Here is a 20,919-nt window from a genome sequence, read left to right on the forward strand (position 1 = left end):
AGAGATGACTTTTTCGAAATGCACCTCGGAGTCTGATGCTAAAAGGCCCTAAAGCCGAGTAAGTAGCAGCGGCATCCTCCCGTTACGAGGCTTAAGTGGGGATGAGGGCTTTTTTTAAAAAAAAGCCCTCATCCAAACAGAGTGGAACCGCGCGATAAGCGTCTCTGTGTCAATGACACGGAGGCGTTTTTATTTGGCTCTTTTCACAAAGATTGTGGTTATTCTCTTGTAAAAAATTGGCAATTGGACTTTTTACCAAGAAAAATCGGCCTTTGGATTTTTCACAGTGTATCTATTTTCAAAATATCATGCAATCTCTCCGATAACCAGGAAAAGAGCACGACGGCAACAGTTATAACGGTCGTTGTAAAAATACGAAATAGCAACAAAGTTTACGGAAACAGCCTTTTATTTTGGTATATATTCATGTAAATAAAGAAAGGGGGATCACTCCATGTTTCGCACATTAAAGGAAGACATTGAAGTGGTATTTGAACAAGATCCGGCTGCAAGAAATTATATCGAAGTGATCCTGTCATACTCAGGTCTCCATGCAGTATGGGCCCATAGAGTTGCGCACGCATTTTTTAAACGAAAGATGTTTTTCCTCGCCAGGGTCATCTCTCAGATAAGCCGTTTCTTCACCGGAATTGAGATTCATCCAGGGGCGAAAATAGGCCGGAGATTCTTCATCGACCACGGAATGGGTGTTGTAATAGGTGAAACCTGTGAAATTGGGAATAATGTTACTGTCTTCCAAGGAGTAACCCTCGGGGGTACCGGGAAAGAAAAAGGTAAAAGGCATCCCACCATACAGGACCACGCCCTGATTGCAACTGGGGCAAAGGTGTTGGGTTCTATCACCATTGGAGAGAATTCCAAGATTGGAGCGGGTTCGGTCGTCCTGAAGGATGTACCAGCCAACTCTACCGTTGTCGGCATACCAGGAAAAATCGTCATCCAGGATGGTGTGAAGGTGAAACAGGACCTGAATCATCATGAAATGCCAGATCCTACCGGTGACAGGTTTGTGGAATTGGAAAAACAAATTGCCCACCTGCAAAACGAGCTGCTACTTTTAAAAGAGAGGAAGAAAATAGATGACCATACATCTTTATAATACATTAACACGTCAAAAGGAAAAGTTCGTCCCGCTTGAAGAGGGGAAGGTCAAGATGTATGTTTGCGGACCGACCGTTTATAACTATATCCATATAGGTAATGCGAGGCCGCCAATCGTATTCGATACGGTAAGAAGGTACTTGGAGTACCGAGGCTACGAAGTGAACTATGTATCCAACTTTACAGATGTAGATGATAAGCTGATCAGGGTCGCCAACGAGTTGGGAGAAGATGTGCCAACGATTGCGGAACGGTTCATTGCCGCATATCACGAGGATGTATCTGCACTAGGGTGCAAACAGGCGACTGTTCATCCAAGAGTCACTGAAAGCATGGACATCATCATTGAGTTTATTGAAGCGCTCATTGAAAAAGGGTTTGCTTATGAGTCTGGTGGGGATGTGTATTACAGAACCCGCGAATTCAAGGAGTACGGCAAACTCTCCCATCAGCCAATTGAAGATCTGCAGCTTGGAACGCGTATAGAAGTAGGCGAAAAGAAACAGGATGCGCTAGACTTTGTACTGTGGAAAGCGGCAAAAGAAGGCGAGATCCATTGGGAAAGTCCGTGGGGCAAAGGCCGTCCGGGCTGGCACATCGAGTGCTCCGCGATGGCACGCAAATACTTGGGTGACACCATCGATATTCACGCTGGCGGTCAGGACCTGTCCTTCCCGCATCACGAAAACGAAATTGCCCAGTCGGAAGCTCTGACAGGCAAGACGTTTGCTAAGTATTGGCTGCATAATGGGTATATTAATATAGATAACGAAAAAATGTCCAAATCACTGGGTAACTTTGTATTGGTACATGACATCATTCAAAAACATGATCCGCAACTGCTGCGTTTCTTCATGCTATCCGTTCATTATCGACATCCGATCAATTACAATGAAGAGCTGCTTCAAAGCACCAAAAACGGACTGGATCGTTTACGAACCGCTTACTCAAACCTGAAACACCGTTTGGAGAATACAGCAAATCTTGCAACAGATGATGCTGTATGGCTGGAGAAAATCGAAGTATTCAAGAACGAATTCATCAAAGTGATGAATGACGATTTCAATACAGCCAATGCCATTTCCATTCTTTTTGATATGGCAAAGCAGGCCAATCTCTACCTAAACGAAAAAAACACCTCCGAAAAGGTGTTGCAGGCATTCATCACACAGTTTGAAGAACTATTCTCGGTTATCGGTGTTTCCCTTACTGCAACGGCAGAAGAAGAGCTCTTGGATGAGGAAATTGAAGATCTGATCCAACAGCGTATTGATGCTCGAAAAAACCGTGACTTTGCAAGAGCGGATCAGATTCGTGACGAGCTAAAAGCGAAAAATATCATTCTAGAAGATACCGCACAAGGCACACGATGGAAAAGAGGCTAATACCTGTAATGAGCAACAGCAAAGTGGATGCAAAGCAATTAAATAGTTTGGCTCTTGCCTATATGGGAGACGCGGTATATGAAGGGTATATCCGCCACCACCTATTAAAATCAGGCAAGATCCGGCCAAACCAGCTACATCGGGCTGCTACAAACTATGTGTCTGCGAAATCGCAGGCACACCTACTTCACCAGCTGATGGGATGCGAGTTTTTCAACGAAGAGGAACAAGGCGTCATCAGACGGGGGCGCAATGCAAAATCAGGCACGGTGCCAAAGAATACGGATGTTCAGACATACCGCTACTCCACCGCTTTTGAAGCATTGATCGGCTATCTATACCTAAGTGAAAACATAGAACGAATGGAAGAAATCGTGTTTACCTGCATAGAATTGGTAGACATCAAGAGAGGTGAATAGAGATGACAAAAGAATTCATTATGGGACGTAACCCAGTGCTTGAGGCACTTAAAGCTAATCGTGAAATCAATAAGTTATGGATCGCGGAAGGTGGTCAAAAAGGCTCTATCCAACAAGTGATCGCCATGGCAAAAGAAGCGAATGTACTCGTGCAGTTCGTCCCCCGGAAAAAAATCGACCAAATGGTAGAGGGAAATCACCAAGGGGTCGTCGCCTCTGTTGCTGCATATGACTATGCGGAACTAGATGACCTATACAAGTCTGCTGAAGAGAGAAACGAAGATCCATTCTTTTTGATTCTGGATGAAATAGAAGACCCGCATAATCTCGGCTCCATCATGCGTACAGCAGATGCAGTCGGCGCACACGGCATCATCATCCCTAAACGGAGAGCAGTAGGATTGACAGCCACAGTCGCAAAAGCATCGACTGGTGCGATTGAACACATTCCTGTAGTCCGTGTGACCAATCTTTCCAGAACAGTGGACGAGCTGAAGGAAAGAGGGCTTTGGATTTTCGGCACAGATGCAAAAGGAACGGTCGATTATACAAAAATGGACGGGTCCTTGCCACTTGGCCTGATTATCGGAAGTGAAGGAAAAGGAATGGCAAGGCTATTAAAAGAAAAATGCGACTTCCTTGTATCGTTGCCGATGGCGGGGAAAGTCACATCACTTAATGCTTCTGTAGCAGCAAGTCTATTAATGTATGAGGTATTCCGCAAAAGATTGTCGGCAGGAGAATAAAGAAAGATGGATATTCTACTGGTAGATGGATATAACATTATCGGAGCGTGGCCGGAGCTGAGATCACTGAAAGATCAGGATCTCGCAATGGCCCGAGATATCCTTATTTCTAGAATGGCAGAGTACCAGGCTTATACAGGCTACAAAGTGATAGTCGTCTTTGATGCCCACCTGTCCCATGGGATTGAAACAAAATACAAAAACCACCGGGTGGAAGTCATTTATACACGGGAAAATGAAACCGCAGATGAAAGAATTGAGAAACTGGCCATCAGTTTAAGTGACATCCGCACTCAAATTCATGTAGCCACTTCCGATTTTACGGAGCAATGGGCAATTTTCGGGCAAGGCGCCTTGCGGAAATCAGCAAGGGAACTCCTGAATGAGTCGGACGCAATCGAAGCTAGAATAAAAAAACGTGTAACAACTTTTACCAACGAAAAGCCTTCAAAACGTGTTGAACTGGACAATGAAATTTCAGCAATTTTCGAAAAATGGCGTCGAGGACAGCGATGAGTGGTTGACGGTCAATTTATGCCTACTGTATAATATTTCTATCTACTGATTCAGTCGGAGGGATAGGTGTGATAGTGAGCGATCCAAGAAATGCTAACAGGATATTAGAGCTTATGGAAGACGAACAGATGGTAGAACTTGTGCATTTAGGTGATAGTGAAGCTCTGGATTATTTAATCAACAAGTATAAAAACTTCGTTCGAGCGAAGGCTAGATCCTATTTTCTCATAGGTGCAGATCGCGAAGATATTGTGCAAGAAGGAATGATAGGTCTTTACAAAGCAATTCGTGACTTTAAAGAGGACAAGCTTACTTCTTTCAAAGCATTTGCGGAGTTGTGCATTACAAGACAAATCATAACCGCGATTAAAACAGCTACGAGACAAAAGCATATTCCATTGAATTCGTACGTTTCGCTGGACAAGCCTATTTATGACGAGGAATCAGATCGCACATTAATGGATGTCATTTCCGGAGCTAAAGTGATGGACCCGGAAGAACTGATCATAAATCAAGAGGAATTTGATGATATAGAGGTAAAGATGGGCGAGCTGTTAAGCGACCTAGAACGAAAGGTACTTGCTCTCTATTTGGATGGACGTTCTTATCAGGAGATTTCAGAAGATTTAAACCGGCATGTGAAGTCCATCGATAATGCGTTGCAAAGGGTCAAAAGAAAGCTAGAAAGATACCTGGAGCTTAGGGAAATTACGTTATAGATGGCGAATGAAAGCGTATAACAACTAGCATGTCGAGCGTCCTACTTGACATTGACTAATTATTACATCTATGTTACATTTTTATGGACATCTATGTTTTGGTGGTGTAACACATGCAAAGTAAGGTAGCACTTGCTTGCGCAGCTTGTTCTTCCCGTAACTATTCAACGGTAAAAGGGAAAGCGCAAAGCGGCGAGCGATTAGAGATAAAGAAGTTTTGTAAGGTTTGTAATGCTCACACCGTTCATCGGGAGACAAAATAGATCAGTATTTCTGGGGTTGGAGGTTACATGAATGGGACGTTTGACTAATTTTTTTCGTGATGTAGCTCGTGAAATGAAAAAAGTAAGCTGGCCAAAACGCAAGGAAATGACTCGCTATACAATTACGGTAGTAACTACTGTATTGTTTGTAACAGTGTTTTTCTGGGTTGTGGACATGGGTATTTCCGAGTTGCTCCGTACTGTGATTAAATAAACGCACAACAATAATTCAAACTTATTCCTTTTACTCTTGAATAAGTAGTGTTATATCATGGTATAATGTAAATAATACTTTCTGACAAAAGCCCGTTCAACGGGTTTTTTCATTTGGAAAAAAACAAGCATTCTTTACTAGTTTCAATGATATTAAAACACTGTTGGTACACTGGACCCCCCTGTTGATTGAAGTGCAGGGTGTGAGACTCCTGAGGGAGATAGCGGTAGCTTGAGACCCCTGAAGCGTTGTGAGGAGGCTCAAGCACCGCCCCTAGGAAAGCGAACACCCGGAACGGAAATCAACAGGAGTTCTGCCGGATTCTTAAGATTAAGGGTTTTGGTTGTCATTCATATATCAACGATATGTATAAGATTTGCTATCAACAACAAAAAGCTACGAAAAGGGAGGGACGGACACAAGTCCTAAACAATGGAGAAAAATTGGTACGTTGTTCATACTTATTCCGGATATGAGAATAAAGTAAAAGCGAACTTAGAAAAAAGAGTAGAGTCAATGGGGATGCAAGATAAAATCTTCCGCGTAGTCGTTCCTGAAGAAGAAGAAACAGACATCAAAAACGGCAAAAAGAAAGTAACAAAGAAAAAGGTATTCCCAGGTTACGTACTAGTGGAGATCGTCATGACGGACGATTCCTGGTATGTAGTACGTAATACACCTGGAGTAACTGGCTTCGTAGGTTCAAGCGGATCCGGTTCCAAGCCGACACCTCTTCTGGATGATGAAATTGCATTTATCCTCAAGAGAATGGGCATGATGGAGAAGCAGGTGGAAGTGGACTTCGATCTGAAAGAATCCGTGAAAGTGACAGAAGGTCCATTTGCAAACTTCACAGGACATATCGTAGAAATGGATAAGGACAAGCATAAAGTGAAAGTTCTAGTGAATATGTTTGGCCGTGAAACCCCTGTGGAGCTTGACTTTACACAGATTGAAAAATTATAATGTAAAAAAACTTGAAATAGTTTCGTAAAAATGATATTATTTCAAAGGTCAGTATGTCTTTGAAAAAGAGACTATTAATAAAAAATGTTCTTTATTAAATATATAAAGAATGAGTTGAGTGGGAGGGAGAAATCCCAGATACCACATCACGGACTTAAGGAGGTGTGTCTCGTGGCTAAAAAAGTTATTAAATTGGTAAAGTTACAAATTCCGGCAGCGAAAGCTAACCCAGCACCACCAGTTGGACCAGCACTAGGTCAAGCAGGTGTTAACATCATGGGTTTCTGTAAAGAGTTCAACGCTCGTACAGCAGATCAAGCTGGATTGATTATCCCTGTTGAAATCACGGTTTTTGAAGACCGTTCATTTACATTTATTACGAAAACTCCACCTGCTGCAGTATTACTTAAAAAAGCAGCTGGTATCGAGTCTGGTTCTGGTGAACCAAACCGTAATAAAGTTGCAACAGTTAAGCGTGATAAAGTACGCGAAATTGCGGAGACGAAAATGCCAGATCTAAACGCTGCTAGTGTAGAAGCTGCAATGCGCATGGTTGAAGGTACTGCTCGTAGCATGGGTATCGTTATCGAAGACTAATCCCATTGCTTTTGATTTAACTGCTGTTCAGGGTTGCGGATTCGGTTTATTGCCAATTCGCAACCTTTATTCGTGGGAGGTTATTCCGCTAAAACCACATAAGGAGGACATTTAAAATGGCTAAAAGAGGTAAAAAGTACATCGAAGCTGCAAAACTTGTAGACCGCACAACGGCTTACTCTGTTAACGAAGCTATCGAATTAGTAAAGAAAACAAACACTGCGAAGTTTGACGCTACTGTGGAAGTTGCATTCCGTCTTGGAGTTGACCCTCGTAAAAACGACCAACAGATCCGTGGAGCAGTAGTGCTTCCTCATGGAACTGGTAAAACTCAAAAAGTTCTAGTTTTCGCTAAAGGCGAAAAAGCGAAAGAAGCGGAAGCTGCTGGAGCTGACTATGTTGGGGATGCTGACATGATCGCGAAAATCAACCAAGGTTGGTTCGATTTCGACGTAATTGTTGCTACACCAGACATGATGGGTGAAGTTGGTAAATTAGGGCGCGTATTAGGACCTAAAGGTTTAATGCCAAACCCTAAAACTGGAACTGTTACATTTGATGTAACGAAGGCTGTTAACGAAATCAAAGCTGGTAAAGTTGAATACCGTCTTGATAAATCCGGTAACATCCACGTTCCAATCGGTAAAATCTCTTTCGAAGATACGAAGCTTGCAGAAAACTTCACAACTATCTATGAGACTTTACTAAAAGCTAAACCGGCTGCTGCAAAAGGTACATTCATGAAGAACGTTGCCGTTACTTCTACAATGGGACCTGGAGTAAAAGTTGACACTTCTACTTTTGTAGCTACCAAAAACTAACATATTGACATAAGATCACTACACGGTTATAATAATCGTTGTGTTTATAAAATGATATTGTTTGTACCGTAGACAGTAGGTGCCAACCGGCTTAATTTCCTACCGAGGTGTGAATTTTTACGATCTAAAGCCTTGTGCTTTTAAACGATAAAACTTCTGCCTCCACCTGCGTGGAGGCATTCTTTATGTACACCGGTCGGTATAAGTAGTAACCAACTTTTTAGGAGGTGTAACGATGAGCAAAGCAGTTGAAGTAAAAAAACAAGCTGTTGGAGAAATCGCTGATAAGTTCAAAGGTTCTGTATCTACAATCGTAGTTGACTACCGTGGACTTAACGTGGCTGAAGTAACAGAACTTCGTAAACAACTTCGTGAAGCAGGTGTTGAGTTCAAGGTTTACAAAAACTCTTTAACTCGCCGTGCGGCAGAAGCAGCGGAGATCAACGGACTTAACGACGCATTAACAGGACCTAACGCTATCGCATTCTCTACTGAAGATGTAGTAGCTCCTGCCAAGATTCTTAACGACTTCGCGAAAAAACACGAAGCATTAGAAATCAAAGCTGGTGTAATTGAAGGAAATGTTGCAACGGTTGAAGAAGTGAAAGCTCTTGCTGAACTTCCATCCCGCGAAGGTCTACTTTCCATGTTGCTTAGCGTCCTTCAAGCTCCAATCCGTAACTTGGCTCTTGTTACGAAAGCAGTTGCAGATCAAAAAGAAGAGCAAGGCGCTTAATTTCAAACTAGCAAGTTAAGTAAGAAAACCAAAAAAACTTATAATATCTAAGGAGGAAATTAACAATGACACACGAACAAATCATTGAAGCGGTTAAAAATATGACTGTTTTAGAACTAAACGACCTAGTAAAAGCAATCGAAGAAGAATTTGGTGTAACTGCTGCTGCTCCTGTAGCTGCTGCTGGTGTAGCTACTGAAGCTGCTGCTGAGCAAACTGAATTTGACGTAATCTTAACAAGTGCTGGCGGACAAAAAATCAAGGTTATCAAAGTAGTTCGCGAAATCACTGGCCTTGGACTTAAAGAAGCTAAAGAAGTTGTAGACAACGCTCCTAAAGCTCTTAAAGAAGGTATTGCTAAAGAAGAAGCTGAAGAAATCAAAGGTAAACTTGAAGAAGTTGGAGCATCTGTAGAAGTTAAGTAATTACAGGCTCTTAAAAGGAAAGCTCGCTACGTGTTAGCGGGCTTTTTTTAAACGGTGTTCTCTCTGAAATGTGATACGTTTTATTACTGTTTTTTTCAAGGGTACTAATATATGAAGTTGAGTTGTTGTAAAGTGAAGTGGAAGATAGCGCTTTACAGATAAGGAGACTAAATATGATGAATCATTATTATACAAACAAGCCTTCCGTGGAAAGTAACCGTCAACAATGGAATTTTGATTTAAAAGGGAACAACCTTTCTTTCACAACGGACGCCGGGGTTTTCTCCAAAAAAGAGGTGGACTTTGGATCAAGGGTTCTGATAGAAGAGTTTGAAGAGCCTGAAGTGGAAGGTCGCATTTTGGATGTCGGTTGCGGATATGGTCCGATTGGACTTTCTTTGGCAAAATCGTTCTCGGATCGTCAAGTGGATATGATTGATGTTAATGAAAGAGCAGTAGAACTTGCAAAAGAGAACGCTGTAATTAATAAGGTAGAGAATGTCTCCATTTTCACTAGTGATATCTATGAAAATGTAACATCTACCGATTATGCGGCGATCCTTTCCAATCCGCCGATAAGGGCCGGTAAAAAAGTGGTGCATGAGATTTTGGAAAAAGCTTGGACGCACTTGGCTTCAAAAGGGGAACTATGGATTGTGATCCAGAAAAAGCAGGGAGCTCCTTCAGCGATAGAGAAACTGGAGTCTTTGTTCGAAGAAGTGGAAGTTGTGACGAAGAAAAAAGGCTACTTCATCATCAAATCAAAAAAAGGTTGACTTGGTTTTTTTGTTATGGTAGCATTGTTTAATGCCAATATGTATTTTTCTGAGTGCTAATAATTTTATGTGTTTTGCATGTATAAAATTAGTATGCTTGGAAAAGATAGTAAAATCAATAGAGCGATTCTAAAAACGTGGTTTTCTGTATTGAAACCATTTTTTATTTTTAACATGGATTCTTTGAGCAGTACTGTTTCCATGTTGAATGTTTTTTTATGTTTGGCTTTGAGTGGTTTGTTCAGAATGAAAGTTAGAAGAGTTAAGAGGACATGTAAACCCAATGACTTTTCTTCCGTACATCTTTGAACTTCCTATTTAATAATGCTTGATACGAGGGGTGAATCAGTTGACAGGTCAACTAGTTCAATACGGACGACACCGCCAACGCAGAAGTTATGCTCGAATTAGTGAAGTATTAGATTTACCAAATCTAATAGAAATTCAAACATCTTCATATCAATGGTTCCTTGATGAGGGGTTAAGAGAAATGTTTCATGACATTTCCCCGATTGAAGACTTCACTGGAAATCTATCTTTAGAATTCATCGATTATAGCTTAGGGGAACCTAAATATTCTGTTGAAGAATCAAAGGAAAGAGATGTTACATACTCAGCTCCTTTACGTGTGAAGGTTCGTCTCATTAACAAAGAAACTGGTGAAGTGAAAGACCAGGATGTATTTATGGGTGATTTCCCGTTGATGACGGATACTGGTACGTTCGTTATTAATGGTGCAGAACGTGTTATTGTATCTCAGTTAGTGCGTTCTCCAAGTGTGTATTACAACGGAAAATTGGATAAAAATGGTAAGAAAGGCTTTTCGGCTACTGTTATTCCAAACCGTGGTGCATGGTTAGAATACGAGACTGACGCTAAAGATGTTGTATATGTTCGTATAGATCGTACTCGTAAACTACCAGTAACGGTTCTTTTGCGTGCTCTTGGATTCGGTTCCGACCAGGAGATCATTGATCTTATTGGTGAAAACGAGTACCTGCGCAATACTTTAGACAAGGATAACACAGAAAGTACCGACAAGGCATTATTAGAAATATATGAGCGTTTACGCCCTGGTGAACCGCCTACGGTTGATAACGCGAAAAGTTTATTAGAGTCTAGATTTTTCGATCCTAAACGCTATGATTTAGCAAGTGTTGGAAGATACAAGATTAATAAAAAGCTTCATATCAAGAACAGGCTTTTCAATCAACGTATCGCTGAAACACTTGTAGACCCTGAAACAGGGGAAATTATTGTCGAAAAAGGAACACTGTTAGATCGTAGAACTTTAGACCGCATTCTACCTAACATTGAAGACGGCATCGGACTGACTTCTTTCCATCCGCATGGTGGAGTAGTGGAAGATGAAGTGCCAATGCAATCTATTAAGATATATGCACCGAATGATGCAGAAGGTGAAAAGGAAATCGTCGTTTTGGGCAACGGTTTTATTGATGAAAAGGTGAAACATATAGCTCCGGCGGACATCATTGCTTCCATCAGCTATTTCTTTGATCTTCTACACGGTGTAGGTGACACAGATGATATCGACCACCTTGGTAACCGTCGTTTACGTTCTGTTGGAGAACTTCTTCAAAACCAGTTCCGTATCGGATTATCAAGAATGGAGCGTGTAGTACGTGAGAGAATGTCCATTCAGGACACGAACACGATTACACCGCAGCAACTGATCAATATCAGACCTGTTATTGCTTCTATTAAAGAGTTCTTCGGAAGCTCTCAGTTATCTCAGTTCATGGATCAGACGAATCCATTGGCTGAATTGACACATAAACGTAGATTGTCTGCGCTTGGGCCTGGTGGTTTGACGCGTGAGCGTGCCGGCTTTGAAGTTCGTGACGTTCACTATTCCCACTACGGACGTATGTGCCCGATTGAGACACCAGAGGGACCAAACATCGGATTGATCAACTCCCTTTCTTCTTTTGCGAAAGTGAATAAATTCGGCTTCATTGAAACTCCTTATAGAAGAGTTGACCCTGAATCGGGCAGAGTGACAAACCAAATCGATTACTTGACCGCAGATGAGGAAGATAACTATGTAGTAGCCCAGGCGAACGCTCGTCTAGGTGAAGATGGTACATTCCTGGATGAAAACGTTGTTTCCCGTTTCCGTGGCGAGAACACCGTTGTTATAAGCGAAAGAATCGACTATATGGACGTTTCTCCTAAGCAGGTTGTTTCTGCAGCGACAGCATGTATTCCTTTCTTGGAAAACGATGACTCCAACCGTGCTCTAATGGGAGCGAACATGCAACGACAAGCTGTACCGTTGATGCAACCGGAGTCCCCGATTGTTGGTACAGGTATGGAACACGTTTCTGCAAAAGACTCCGGTGCTGCAGTTATCTGCAAACACCCTGGTGTTGTAGAGCGCGTGGAAGCTCGTGAAGTATGGGTACGCCGTATGGAAGAAGTTGATGGAGAACAGGTGAAAGGCAACCTTGATAAGTACAGAATGCTTAAATTCATTCGCTCCAACCAAGGGACTTGCTATAACCAACGTCCAATCGTTTCTGTCGGTGACGTCGTGACAAAAGGTGAAATCCTTGCAGACGGTCCATCCATGGAAAAAGGTGAATTGGCTCTTGGCCGTAACGTAATGGTCGGCTTCATGACTTGGGATGGATATAACTATGAGGATGCAATTATCATGAGTGAACGTCTGGTAAAAGACGATGTGTACACTTCTATTCATATTGAAGAATATGAATCGGAAGCGCGTGACACAAAGCTTGGACCGGAGGAAATCACTCGTGATATCCCGAACGTCGGGGAAGAGGCGCTTAAGAACCTTGACGACCGCGGAATCATCAGAGTCGGTGCGGAAGTGAAAGACGGAGACCTGTTAGTAGGAAAAGTAACACCTAAAGGGGTTACCGAACTTACAGCAGAAGAACGTCTATTACACGCAATCTTTGGTGAAAAAGCAAGAGAAGTACGTGATACATCACTAAGAGTTCCACACGGTGGTGGCGGTATCGTACTTGATGTAAAAGTATTCAACCGTGAAGACGGAGATGAGTTGCCGCCAGGTGTTAATCAGTTGGTTCGTGCATATATCGTTCAGAAACGTAAGATTTCTGAAGGGGATAAAATGGCCGGGCGACATGGTAACAAAGGGGTAATCTCCCGCATCTTACCGGAAGAAGATATGCCATATCTCCCGGACGGTACTCCAATTGACATCATGTTAAACCCGCTTGGGGTTCCATCCCGTATGAACATCGGGCAAGTATTGGAGCTTCACTTGGGGATGGCAGCCAGAACACTAGGCATCCACGTTGCTTCCGCCGTATTTGATGGCGCTCGTGAAGAAGACGTTTGGAGCACTCTTGAAGAGGCTGGAATGGCAAGAGATGCAAAAACAGTACTGTATGACGGAAGAACTGGTGAACCGTTCGACAGCCGCGTATCCGTAGGGATCATGTATATGATCAAGCTTGCGCACATGGTTGACGACAAATTGCACGCACGTTCAACTGGACCATACTCACTTGTTACACAGCAACCGCTTGGTGGTAAAGCACAATTCGGTGGACAGCGTTTCGGTGAGATGGAAGTTTGGGCACTTGAGGCTTATGGTGCCGCTTATACACTTCAAGAAATCTTGACAGTTAAATCCGATGATGTAGTAGGACGTGTAAAAACGTACGAAGCAATCGTTAAAGGTGAAAATGTACCTGAACCTGGTGTACCAGAATCTTTCAAAGTATTAATCAAAGAACTTCAAAGTTTAGGTATGGATGTTAAAATCCTTTCTGGCGATGAAAAAGAGATTGAAATGAGAGACATAGAAGAAGACGAAGAGCAATCTTCAGAGGGCATATCCCTTGATTCAGATAAAGTAGAAGAAGCAAAAGAAACTGTCGCTAAAGACTGATGGCCAACAGGACTTTAAAGATAAGCATTTGGGTAGAACCTGTAGATTATAAGGGAGGTAGGCCCCTTGCTAGATGTTAATAATTTTGAATATATGAAGATAGGCCTTGCTTCACCCGACAAGATCAGATCCTGGTCTTTCGGAGAAGTCAAGAAGCCTGAGACAATTAACTATCGTACATTAAAGCCAGAGAAAGATGGGTTATTCTGCGAAAGAATTTTCGGTCCTACAAAGGACTGGGAGTGTCACTGTGGTAAATACAAGCGCGTCCGCTATAAGGGCGTCGTTTGTGACCGCTGTGGAGTGGAAGTGACAAGAGCGAAAGTTCGCCGTGAACGTATGGGTCACATCGAACTTGCTGCTCCTGTTTCCCACATCTGGTATTTTAAAGGCATCCCTAGCCGCATGGGCCTTGTTCTTGACATGTCCCCACGTGCGTTAGAGGAAGTCATTTACTTCGCATCTTACGTGGTAACAGAAACAGGCGACACTCCTTTGGAGAAGAAGCAACTGCTTTCTGAAAAGGAATTCCGTGCGTACCGTGAAAAGTATGGCCAGACATTCCAAGCAGCCATGGGTGCTGAAGCAATTAGGAAACTTCTTTTTGATATTGACTTGGAAAAAGAAGTCGATTCATTAAAAGAAGAACTTAAAACTGCTCAAGGACAACGTCGAACGAGAGCGATTAAGCGTTTGGAAGTATTGGAATCCTTCAGAGGATCCGGCAATCAGCCATCTTGGATGATCTTAGATGTTCTTCCGGTAATCCCACCTGAATTACGTCCAATGGTTCAATTGGATGGTGGTCGTTTTGCGACTTCTGACTTAAATGACTTATATCGTCGTGTTATTAACCGTAACAACCGTTTAAAACGTCTACTTGACCTTGGTGCTCCAAGCATCATCGTTCAAAACGAAAAACGTATGTTACAAGAAGCAGTTGATGCACTTATTGATAATGGTCGTCGTGGCCGTCCTGTAACTGGACCTGGTAACAGACCGTTAAAATCTCTTTCTCACATGCTGAAAGGGAAGCAAGGTCGTTTCCGTCAGAACTTATTAGGAAAACGTGTTGACTACTCTGGTCGTTCCGTTATCGTAGTAGGACCTAACTTGAAGATGTATCAATGTGGTTTACCAAAAGAAATGGCGCTTGAGCTATTCAAACCATTTGTAATGAAAGAGCTAGTAGAACGTGGCCTTGCGCATAACATCAAGAGTGCGAAGCGTAAGATTGAGCGTGTACAACCAGAGGTTTGGGATGTACTAGAATCTGTTATCAGAGAGCATCCGGTATTACTGAACCGTGCACCAACTCTTCACAGACTAGGTATTCAAGCATTTGAACCTACGTTGGTAGAAGGGCGTGCTATCCGTCTTCACCCGTTAGTATGTACTGCATACAACGCTGACTTTGACGGTGACCAAATGGCCGTTCACGTTCCATTATCTGCTGAAGCACAGGCTGAGGCACGCATCTTGATGCTTGCTGCTCAAAACATCCTTAACCCTAAGGACGGAAAGCCTGTAGTAACTCCTTCCCAAGATATGGTTCTTGGTAACTACTACTTAACACTAGAGCGAGAAGATGCTGTAGGTGAAGGAATGATATTTAAAGATACGAACGAAGCGCTAATTGCTTATTCGAACGGTTTTGTTCATCTGCACACACGTGTAGCTGTCTATGCCGGATCTTTAAACAACGAAACATTTACCGAAGAGCAAAAGCAAAAGCTTCTTATAACGACTGTTGGTAAGTTGATTTTCAACGAAATCCTGCCGCCGTCATTCCCTTACATTAACGAACCGACAAAGTTCAACTTAGAAGTAAACACTCCTGATAAGTACTTTGTGGAAAAAGGTGTGAATGTAAAAGAAGCAATACAAGCACAAGAGCTTATCGATCCATTTAAGAAGAAAATTCTTGGAAACATCATCGCAGAAGTGTTCAAACGTTTCAAGATTACGGAAACATCTGAAATGCTTGACCGCATGAAAAACCTTGGATTCCGTTATTCTACAAAAGCTGGAATCACAGTTGGTGTAGCGGATATCGTTGTTCTTAAAGAGAAAGATGAAATCTTGGTTGAATCACAAACGAAAGTTGATACTGTCCTAAAACAATTCCGCCGTGGTCTTATTACGGAGGAAGAGCGTTACGATCGCGTCATTTCCATCTGGAGTGCTGCCAAGGATAAGATTCAAGGAAAGCTTATGGAGTCCTTGCCTCGCCTGAACCATATCTTCATGATGAGTGATTCTGGTGCCCGTGGTAACGCATCTAACTTTACACAGTTGGCTGGTATGCGTGGACTAATGGCCAATCCATCTGGACGTATCATCGAACTTCCGATCAAATCCAGTTTCCGTGAAGGTCTGACGGTATTGGAATACTTTATCTCTACGCACGGTGCGCGTAAAGGTCTTGCCGATACAGCATTGAAAACTGCCGATTCCGGTTACTTGACTCGTCGTCTTGTAGACGTGGCTCAAGATGTTATCGTTCGTGAGGTAGATTGTGGAACCGATCGCGGTCTACATATCTCCTCTTTGAAAGATGGCACAGAAGTGGTAGAAAAATTAGAAGAGCGTCTAATTGGCCGTTATGCAAGAAAAGCTGTGAAGCACCCTGAAACAGGGGAAGTTCTTGTGGCGGGCAACGATTTAATTACAGAAGACCTTGCAACAGTTATAGTAGAAGCAGGCGTGGAAGATGTTTGGATCCGCTCTGTATTCACATGTGACACTCGCCATGGTGTATGTAAAAAATGTTACGGTCGCAACCTTGCAACCGGCTTAGAGGTGGAAGTTGGAGAAGCCGTTGGTATCATTGCTGCCCAATCCATCGGTGAACCGGGAACTCAGTTGACGATGCGTACATTCCATACAGGTGGGGTTGCAGGAGACGATATCACACAAGGTTTACCGCGTATCCAAGAGATTTTCGAAGCGCGTAATCCGAAAGGTCAAGCGGTCATCTCTGAAATTGATGGTGTTGTAACTGCTATCAACGAAGGCCGCGATCGCCAGCAAGAAATCACTGTACAAGGTGAAGTGGAAACGAGAAACTATGCAGTACCATACACTGGCCGCTTAAAAGTTGGCGTGAATTCAGAAGTAGCACGTGGTCAGGAACTAACAGAAGGTTCCATCGATCCAAAAGAGCTACTAAAAGTGAAAGATATGAATTCTGTACAGGAGTATCTACTGCTTGAGGTTCAAAAAGTGTATCGTATGCAAGGGGTAGAAATTGGTGACAAACACGTAGAGGTTATGGTTCGTCAAATGTTGCGTAAAGTACGTGTCATTGACGCTGGTGATACGGATGTATTACCAGGAACGCTGCTTGATGTCCACCAATTCACTGATGCAAACGAACGTGTACTGATTGACGGCAGAACACCAGCAACTGGACGCCCAGTATTACTGGGTATTACAAAAGCATCTCTAGAAACGGATTCCTTCTTGTCTGCAGCTTCCTTCCAGGAAACAACAAGAGTCTTAACAGACGCTGCAATCAAAGGAAAACGAGATGAGTTACTAGGACTTAAAGAGAATGTTATCATCGGTAAACTAGTTCCAGCTGGTACAGGTATGAACCGCTACCGCAAATTCGATCTAACAAAAGAAGTTGGCAAAGAAGAGCCTGTAACGGTAGAATAAATGAAAGATTGTCGGGGATTCCCGACAATCTTTTCAATGTTATTCGATTTATTGTTGACATTTAAAAATATAGATGGTAATATAGCAAAGGTGCTTATATAACCTGTTGCTTTGGAGGATATGTTAATGTCTTATGAAAAAGTGATGCAGGCAAACACCTTCATTGTTGGGACCAAACAAACAGTGAAGGCGCTGAAATCCGGAACAGTAAAAGAGGTTGTCATTGCAGAAGATGCTGATGTGATTGTTACACAGAAGGTTGTCCAAACTGCCAATGAGTACAAAATTCCAGTCTTGAAAGTGGATTCGATGAAAAAACTTGGAAAAGCTTGCGGGATTGAAGTGAGTGCCTCAGCTGTTGCGATCATTCATTAAAAACTGTTTTTGTGAGTGTAGATTCGCAAAGACTTTGTTTTTTACCTTAAAATGAACCACCTGGATATGTGGTCTTAGAACATTAGGAAGGAGGAAATTTAAATGCCTACTATTAACCAGTTAGTACGTAAAGGTCGTACAAGTAAAGTTGTAAAGTCAAAATCTCCAGCTTTAAACAAAGGTTATAACAGTTTCAAGAAGGCGCAAACTGATGTGTCTTCACCTCAAAAACGTGGTGTATGTACTCGTGTTGGTACAATGACTCCGAAAAAACCGAACTCCGCATTACGTAAATATGCTCGTGTTCGTTTAACAAACCAAATTGAGGTAACTGCTTATATCCCAGGTATTGGTCACAACTTACAAGAGCATAGCGTAGTATTAATTCGCGGTGGTCGTGTAAAAGATTTACCAGGGGTACGTTACCACATCGTTCGTGGAGCACTTGACACTGCGGGAGTTAACAACCGTATGCAAGGTCGTTCTAAATACGGTACGAAAAGACCAAAAGCGCCTAAGAAGTAATAGACTTCGAACTGCTTAACATTAAGTTACCCGAAAGGAGGAAAAAAATATGCCACGTAAAGGCCCTGTTGCAAAAAGAGATGTATTACCAGATCCGTTATATAACTCTAAGTTAGTAACTCGTCTTGTAAATAAATTAATGATCGATGGTAAGAGAGGAAAATCTCAAGCTATCATCTATAACGCATTTAAACTAGTTGGTGAGCGTTCCGGACAAGAACCTATGGAAGTGTTCGAACAAGCAATGAAAAACATCATGCCTGTTCTTGAAGTAAGAGCACGTCGTGTAGGTGGAGCTAACTACCAAGTACCTGTAGAGGTGCGCCCAGACCGTCGTTCAACACTTGGACTTCGTTATTTAGTTAACTATTCTCGTCTTCGTGGAGAGAAAACGATGGAAGAGCGTTTAGCTAATGAAATTCTAGATGCTGCTAACAACACTGGTGCGTCAGTTAAAAAGCGTGAAGATATGCACAAAATGGCAGAAGCGAACAAAGCGTTTGCTCACTACCGCTGGTAAGATAACATACTATCTGGAGCTGTTAAGACAAGTACTTAACAGCTTTAGGTATAAAATTAAATTTAGTTACTTAGGAAGGAGAAATACCCTATGGCAAGAGAGTTCTCCTTAGATAAAACACGTAACATTGGTATCATGGCTCACATTGATGCTGGTAAAACAACGACAACTGAGCGTGTTTTGTTCTACACAGGACGTATTCACAAAATCGGTGAAACTCACGAAGGTGCTTCTCAAATGGACTGGATGGAGCAGGAGCAAGAGCGTGGAATCACGATCACATCTGCTGCGACAACAGCTCAATGGAAAGGCCACCGCGTAAACATTATCGATACACCTGGTCACGTAGACTTCACTGTTGAAGTTGAGCGTTCCCTACGTGTACTTGATGGTGCGGTAGCAGTTCTAGACGCACAATCCGGAGTTGAGCCACAAACTGAAACAGTTTGGCGCCAAGCAACAACATATGGTGTTCCACGTATCGTGTTCGTTAACAAAATGGACAAGATTGGTGCAGATTTCATCTATTCTGTAGGAACTATCCATGACCGCCTTCAAGCAAATGCTCATCCAATTCAACTTCCTATCGGAGCTGAAGATGAGTTTGAAGGTATCATCGACCTAGTAGAAATGCAAGCATACTTCTACGAAGACGATTTAGGTACTCGTTCTGAAGCGACAGAAATTCCGGCTGAGTACAAAGACCAAGCTGACGAATACCGTCAACGCTTAGTTGAAGCAGTAGCAGAATTGGATGAAGAGTTAATGATGAAATACCTAGAAGGAGAAGAGCTTACTACTGAAGAGTTGAAAGCTACTATCCGTAAAGGTACTTGTGACGTTAACTTCTACCCAGTAATCTGTGGTTCTGCATTCAAAAACAAAGGTGTTCAGTTAATGCTTGACGCTGTTATCGATTACCTTCCAGCGCCAACAGATGTACCTTCAATCAAAGGTATCATTCCTGACACTGAAGAGGAAGTAACTCGTGAACCTGGAGACGAAAACCCGTTTGCGGCTCTAGCGTTTAAAGTCATGACTGACCCTTATGTAGGTAAATTAACGTTCTTCCGTGTGTACTCTGGTACATTAAACTCCGGTTCTTACGTTATTAACTCTACAAAAGGCAAGCGTGAGCGTGTAGGACGTATCCTGCAAATGCACGCAAACAGCCGTGAAGAGATTCCTGTTGTTTATTCTGGAGATATCGCTGCTGCAGTTGGTCTTAAAGATACAACTACTGGCGACACTCTATGTGACGACAAAAACCAAGTTATCTTGGAGTCCATGGACTTCCCAGAGCCGGTTATCCAATTATCTGTTGAGCCTAAATCCAAGGCTGACCAAGATAAAATGACAACTGCTCTTCAAAAGCTGCAAGAAGAAGATCCTACTTTCCGTGCACATACAGATCAGGAAACTGGTCAAACAATCATCGCTGGTATGGGTGAACTTCACCTTGATATCCTAGTTGACCGTATGAAGCGTGAATTCAAAGTAGAAGCTAACGTTGGTGCACCTCAAGTTGCATACCGTGAAACGTTCCGCGGATCTGCTAAGGTTGAGGGTAAATTTGCTCGTCAATCTGGTGGACGTGGTCAATTCGGACACGTTTGGATCGAATTCGAACCAAACGAAGAAGGAAAAGGCTTTGAATTTGAAAACAAAATCGTAGGTGGAGTAGTACCTCGTGAGTACGTACCTGCTGTACAAGCTGGTCTTGAAGACTCTATGAAAAACGGAGTACTTGCTGGCTACCAATTAATTGATGTGAAAGCTGCATTAGTTGATGGTTCCTACCATGATGTTGACTCCTCTGAGATGGCGTTTAAAGTAGCTGCTTCTCTAGCTCTTAAAAATGCAGTATCTAAGTGTAACCCTGTAATCCTTGAACCTGTTATGAGAGTTGAAGTAGTAACTCCAGAAGAGTACATGGGAGATATCATGGGTGGTATCACTTCTCGTCGTGGGCGTGTAGAAGGTATGGAAGCTCGCGGTAACGCTCAAGTTGTTCGCGCTATGGTTCCACTTTCTGAAATGTTTGGTTATGCAACGTCTCTACGTTCTAACACACAAGGACGCGGAGTGTTCACGATGCATTTCGACCATTACGAAGAAGTACCAAAATCGATTTCTGAAGAAATCATCAAAAAAAATAAAGGTGAATAATTGATTTTCACCTAATCTTGTTTTATAAATAGTATGTAGGTTAATAAGTGGGAAT

Annotated in this window: 20 protein-coding genes and 2 other annotated features (1 of these 22 running past the window's edge); all 20 genes read left to right on the forward strand. The window is 42.5% G+C overall.

Annotated elements, in window-relative coordinates; translation table 11 throughout:
• Positions 1-169, forward strand: a binding site (T-box leader) (it extends 76 nt beyond the left edge of the window).
• 285 nt (positions 170-454) lie between these two features.
• Positions 455-1,120, forward strand: a complete 666-nt coding sequence (gene cysE / locus AB685_RS19795) for a serine O-acetyltransferase (protein WP_047972327.1) — start codon at positions 455-457, stop codon at positions 1,118-1,120.
• A complete protein-coding gene (cysS, locus tag AB685_RS19800) occupies positions 1,101-2,507 on the forward strand; it encodes a cysteine--tRNA ligase (protein WP_047972328.1) in 1,407 nt (468 codons plus the stop codon). Before cysE ends, cysS begins: the two co-directional genes overlap by 20 nt.
• A gap of 8 nt (positions 2,508-2,515) precedes the next feature.
• Complete coding sequence (locus AB685_RS19805; protein WP_047972329.1) at positions 2,516-2,926, forward strand: Mini-ribonuclease 3; 411 nt, start codon at positions 2,516-2,518, stop codon at positions 2,924-2,926.
• A gap of 2 nt (positions 2,927-2,928) precedes the next feature.
• Positions 2,929-3,672, forward strand: a complete 744-nt coding sequence (rlmB, locus tag AB685_RS19810) for a 23S rRNA (guanosine(2251)-2'-O)-methyltransferase RlmB (RefSeq protein ID WP_047972330.1) — start codon at positions 2,929-2,931, stop codon at positions 3,670-3,672.
• A gap of 6 nt (positions 3,673-3,678) precedes the next feature.
• Entirely contained in the window at positions 3,679-4,188 is a 510-nt protein-coding gene (locus AB685_RS19815; RefSeq protein ID WP_047972331.1) for an NYN domain-containing protein, read from the forward strand.
• A 113-nt stretch (positions 4,189-4,301) separates the two neighbouring features.
• The gene (gene sigH / locus AB685_RS19820; RefSeq protein ID WP_087942026.1) at positions 4,302-4,907 is read left to right on the forward strand and encodes an RNA polymerase sporulation sigma factor SigH; all 606 of its coding nucleotides are present in this window, start codon (positions 4,302-4,304) and stop codon (positions 4,905-4,907) included.
• 113 nt (positions 4,908-5,020) lie between these two features.
• Positions 5,021-5,170, forward strand: a complete 150-nt coding sequence (gene rpmG, locus AB685_RS30510; RefSeq protein ID WP_063558983.1) for a 50S ribosomal protein L33 — start codon at positions 5,021-5,023, stop codon at positions 5,168-5,170.
• A gap of 31 nt (positions 5,171-5,201) precedes the next feature.
• Entirely contained in the window at positions 5,202-5,384 is a 183-nt protein-coding gene (gene secE, locus AB685_RS19825; protein ID WP_047972332.1) for a preprotein translocase subunit SecE, read from the forward strand.
• A gap of 432 nt (positions 5,385-5,816) precedes the next feature.
• Complete coding sequence (gene nusG / locus AB685_RS19830) at positions 5,817-6,350, forward strand: transcription termination/antitermination protein NusG (RefSeq protein ID WP_010191466.1); 534 nt, start codon at positions 5,817-5,819, stop codon at positions 6,348-6,350.
• A gap of 171 nt (positions 6,351-6,521) precedes the next feature.
• Positions 6,522-6,947: a 50S ribosomal protein L11 gene (gene rplK, locus AB685_RS19835; RefSeq protein ID WP_047972333.1), complete on the forward strand. Its 426-nt coding sequence runs from the start codon at positions 6,522-6,524 to the stop codon at positions 6,945-6,947.
• 116 nt (positions 6,948-7,063) lie between these two features.
• Entirely contained in the window at positions 7,064-7,768 is a 705-nt protein-coding gene (gene rplA / locus AB685_RS19840) for a 50S ribosomal protein L1 (RefSeq protein WP_047972334.1), read from the forward strand.
• A gap of 48 nt (positions 7,769-7,816) precedes the next feature.
• Positions 7,817-7,961: a sequence feature (ribosomal protein L10 leader region), on the forward strand.
• A 42-nt stretch (positions 7,962-8,003) separates the two neighbouring features.
• Positions 8,004-8,504, forward strand: coding sequence for a 50S ribosomal protein L10 (gene rplJ, locus AB685_RS19845; RefSeq protein WP_047972335.1), 501 nt, complete (start codon positions 8,004-8,006; stop codon positions 8,502-8,504).
• A gap of 65 nt (positions 8,505-8,569) precedes the next feature.
• Positions 8,570-8,929 (forward strand): 50S ribosomal protein L7/L12, encoded by a 360-nt coding sequence (gene rplL / locus AB685_RS19850; protein ID WP_047972336.1) that lies wholly within the window; start codon positions 8,570-8,572, stop codon positions 8,927-8,929.
• Positions 8,930-9,102: 173 nt separating this feature from the next.
• The gene (locus AB685_RS19855) at positions 9,103-9,705 is read left to right on the forward strand and encodes a class I SAM-dependent methyltransferase (RefSeq protein ID WP_047972337.1); all 603 of its coding nucleotides are present in this window, start codon (positions 9,103-9,105) and stop codon (positions 9,703-9,705) included.
• Positions 9,706-10,054: 349 nt separating this feature from the next.
• The gene (gene rpoB, locus AB685_RS19865) at positions 10,055-13,612 is read left to right on the forward strand and encodes a DNA-directed RNA polymerase subunit beta (RefSeq protein WP_047972339.1); all 3,558 of its coding nucleotides are present in this window, start codon (positions 10,055-10,057) and stop codon (positions 13,610-13,612) included.
• A 66-nt stretch (positions 13,613-13,678) separates the two neighbouring features.
• Complete coding sequence (gene rpoC, locus AB685_RS19870) at positions 13,679-17,275, forward strand: DNA-directed RNA polymerase subunit beta' (protein ID WP_047972340.1); 3,597 nt, start codon at positions 13,679-13,681, stop codon at positions 17,273-17,275.
• Between the two features lie 126 nt (positions 17,276-17,401).
• A complete protein-coding gene (locus AB685_RS19875; RefSeq protein WP_047972341.1) occupies positions 17,402-17,650 on the forward strand; it encodes a 50S ribosomal protein L7ae-like protein in 249 nt (82 codons plus the stop codon).
• Between the two features lie 102 nt (positions 17,651-17,752).
• A complete protein-coding gene (rpsL, locus tag AB685_RS19880; RefSeq protein ID WP_010191479.1) occupies positions 17,753-18,175 on the forward strand; it encodes a 30S ribosomal protein S12 in 423 nt (140 codons plus the stop codon).
• Between the two features lie 49 nt (positions 18,176-18,224).
• A complete protein-coding gene (rpsG, locus tag AB685_RS19885; protein WP_047972342.1) occupies positions 18,225-18,695 on the forward strand; it encodes a 30S ribosomal protein S7 in 471 nt (156 codons plus the stop codon).
• Positions 18,696-18,785: 90 nt separating this feature from the next.
• Positions 18,786-20,864: an elongation factor G gene (fusA, locus tag AB685_RS19890; protein WP_047972343.1), complete on the forward strand. Its 2,079-nt coding sequence runs from the start codon at positions 18,786-18,788 to the stop codon at positions 20,862-20,864.
• Positions 20,865-20,919 lie beyond the last annotated feature (55 nt).

The organism is Bacillus sp. LL01, assembly GCF_001037965.1.

Bases quoted from the DNA above. Each gene is read 5' to 3' on its own strand.
- cysE (WP_047972327.1), top strand. From the start codon at position 455: ATGTTTCGCACATTAAAGGAAGACATTGAAGTGGTATTTGAACAAGAT.
- cysS (WP_047972328.1), top strand. From the start codon at position 1,101: ATGACCATACATCTTTATAATACATTAACACGTCAAAAGGAAAAGTTC.
- AB685_RS19805 (WP_047972329.1), top strand. From the start codon at position 2,516: ATGAGCAACAGCAAAGTGGATGCAAAGCAATTAAATAGTTTGGCTCTT.
- rlmB (WP_047972330.1), top strand. From the start codon at position 2,929: ATGACAAAAGAATTCATTATGGGACGTAACCCAGTGCTTGAGGCACTT.
- AB685_RS19815 (WP_047972331.1), top strand. From the start codon at position 3,679: ATGGATATTCTACTGGTAGATGGATATAACATTATCGGAGCGTGGCCG.
- sigH (WP_087942026.1), top strand. From the start codon at position 4,302: ATGGAAGACGAACAGATGGTAGAACTTGTGCATTTAGGTGATAGTGAA.
- rpmG (WP_063558983.1), top strand. From the start codon at position 5,021: ATGCAAAGTAAGGTAGCACTTGCTTGCGCAGCTTGTTCTTCCCGTAAC.
- secE (WP_047972332.1), top strand. From the start codon at position 5,202: ATGGGACGTTTGACTAATTTTTTTCGTGATGTAGCTCGTGAAATGAAA.
- nusG (WP_010191466.1), top strand. From the start codon at position 5,817: ATGGAGAAAAATTGGTACGTTGTTCATACTTATTCCGGATATGAGAAT.
- rplA (WP_047972334.1), top strand. From the start codon at position 7,064: ATGGCTAAAAGAGGTAAAAAGTACATCGAAGCTGCAAAACTTGTAGAC.
- rplJ (WP_047972335.1), top strand. From the start codon at position 8,004: ATGAGCAAAGCAGTTGAAGTAAAAAAACAAGCTGTTGGAGAAATCGCT.
- rplL (WP_047972336.1), top strand. From the start codon at position 8,570: ATGACACACGAACAAATCATTGAAGCGGTTAAAAATATGACTGTTTTA.
- AB685_RS19855 (WP_047972337.1), top strand. From the start codon at position 9,103: ATGATGAATCATTATTATACAAACAAGCCTTCCGTGGAAAGTAACCGT.
- AB685_RS19875 (WP_047972341.1), top strand. From the start codon at position 17,402: ATGTCTTATGAAAAAGTGATGCAGGCAAACACCTTCATTGTTGGGACC.
- rpsL (WP_010191479.1), top strand. From the start codon at position 17,753: ATGCCTACTATTAACCAGTTAGTACGTAAAGGTCGTACAAGTAAAGTT.
- rpsG (WP_047972342.1), top strand. From the start codon at position 18,225: ATGCCACGTAAAGGCCCTGTTGCAAAAAGAGATGTATTACCAGATCCG.
- fusA (WP_047972343.1), top strand. From the start codon at position 18,786: ATGGCAAGAGAGTTCTCCTTAGATAAAACACGTAACATTGGTATCATG.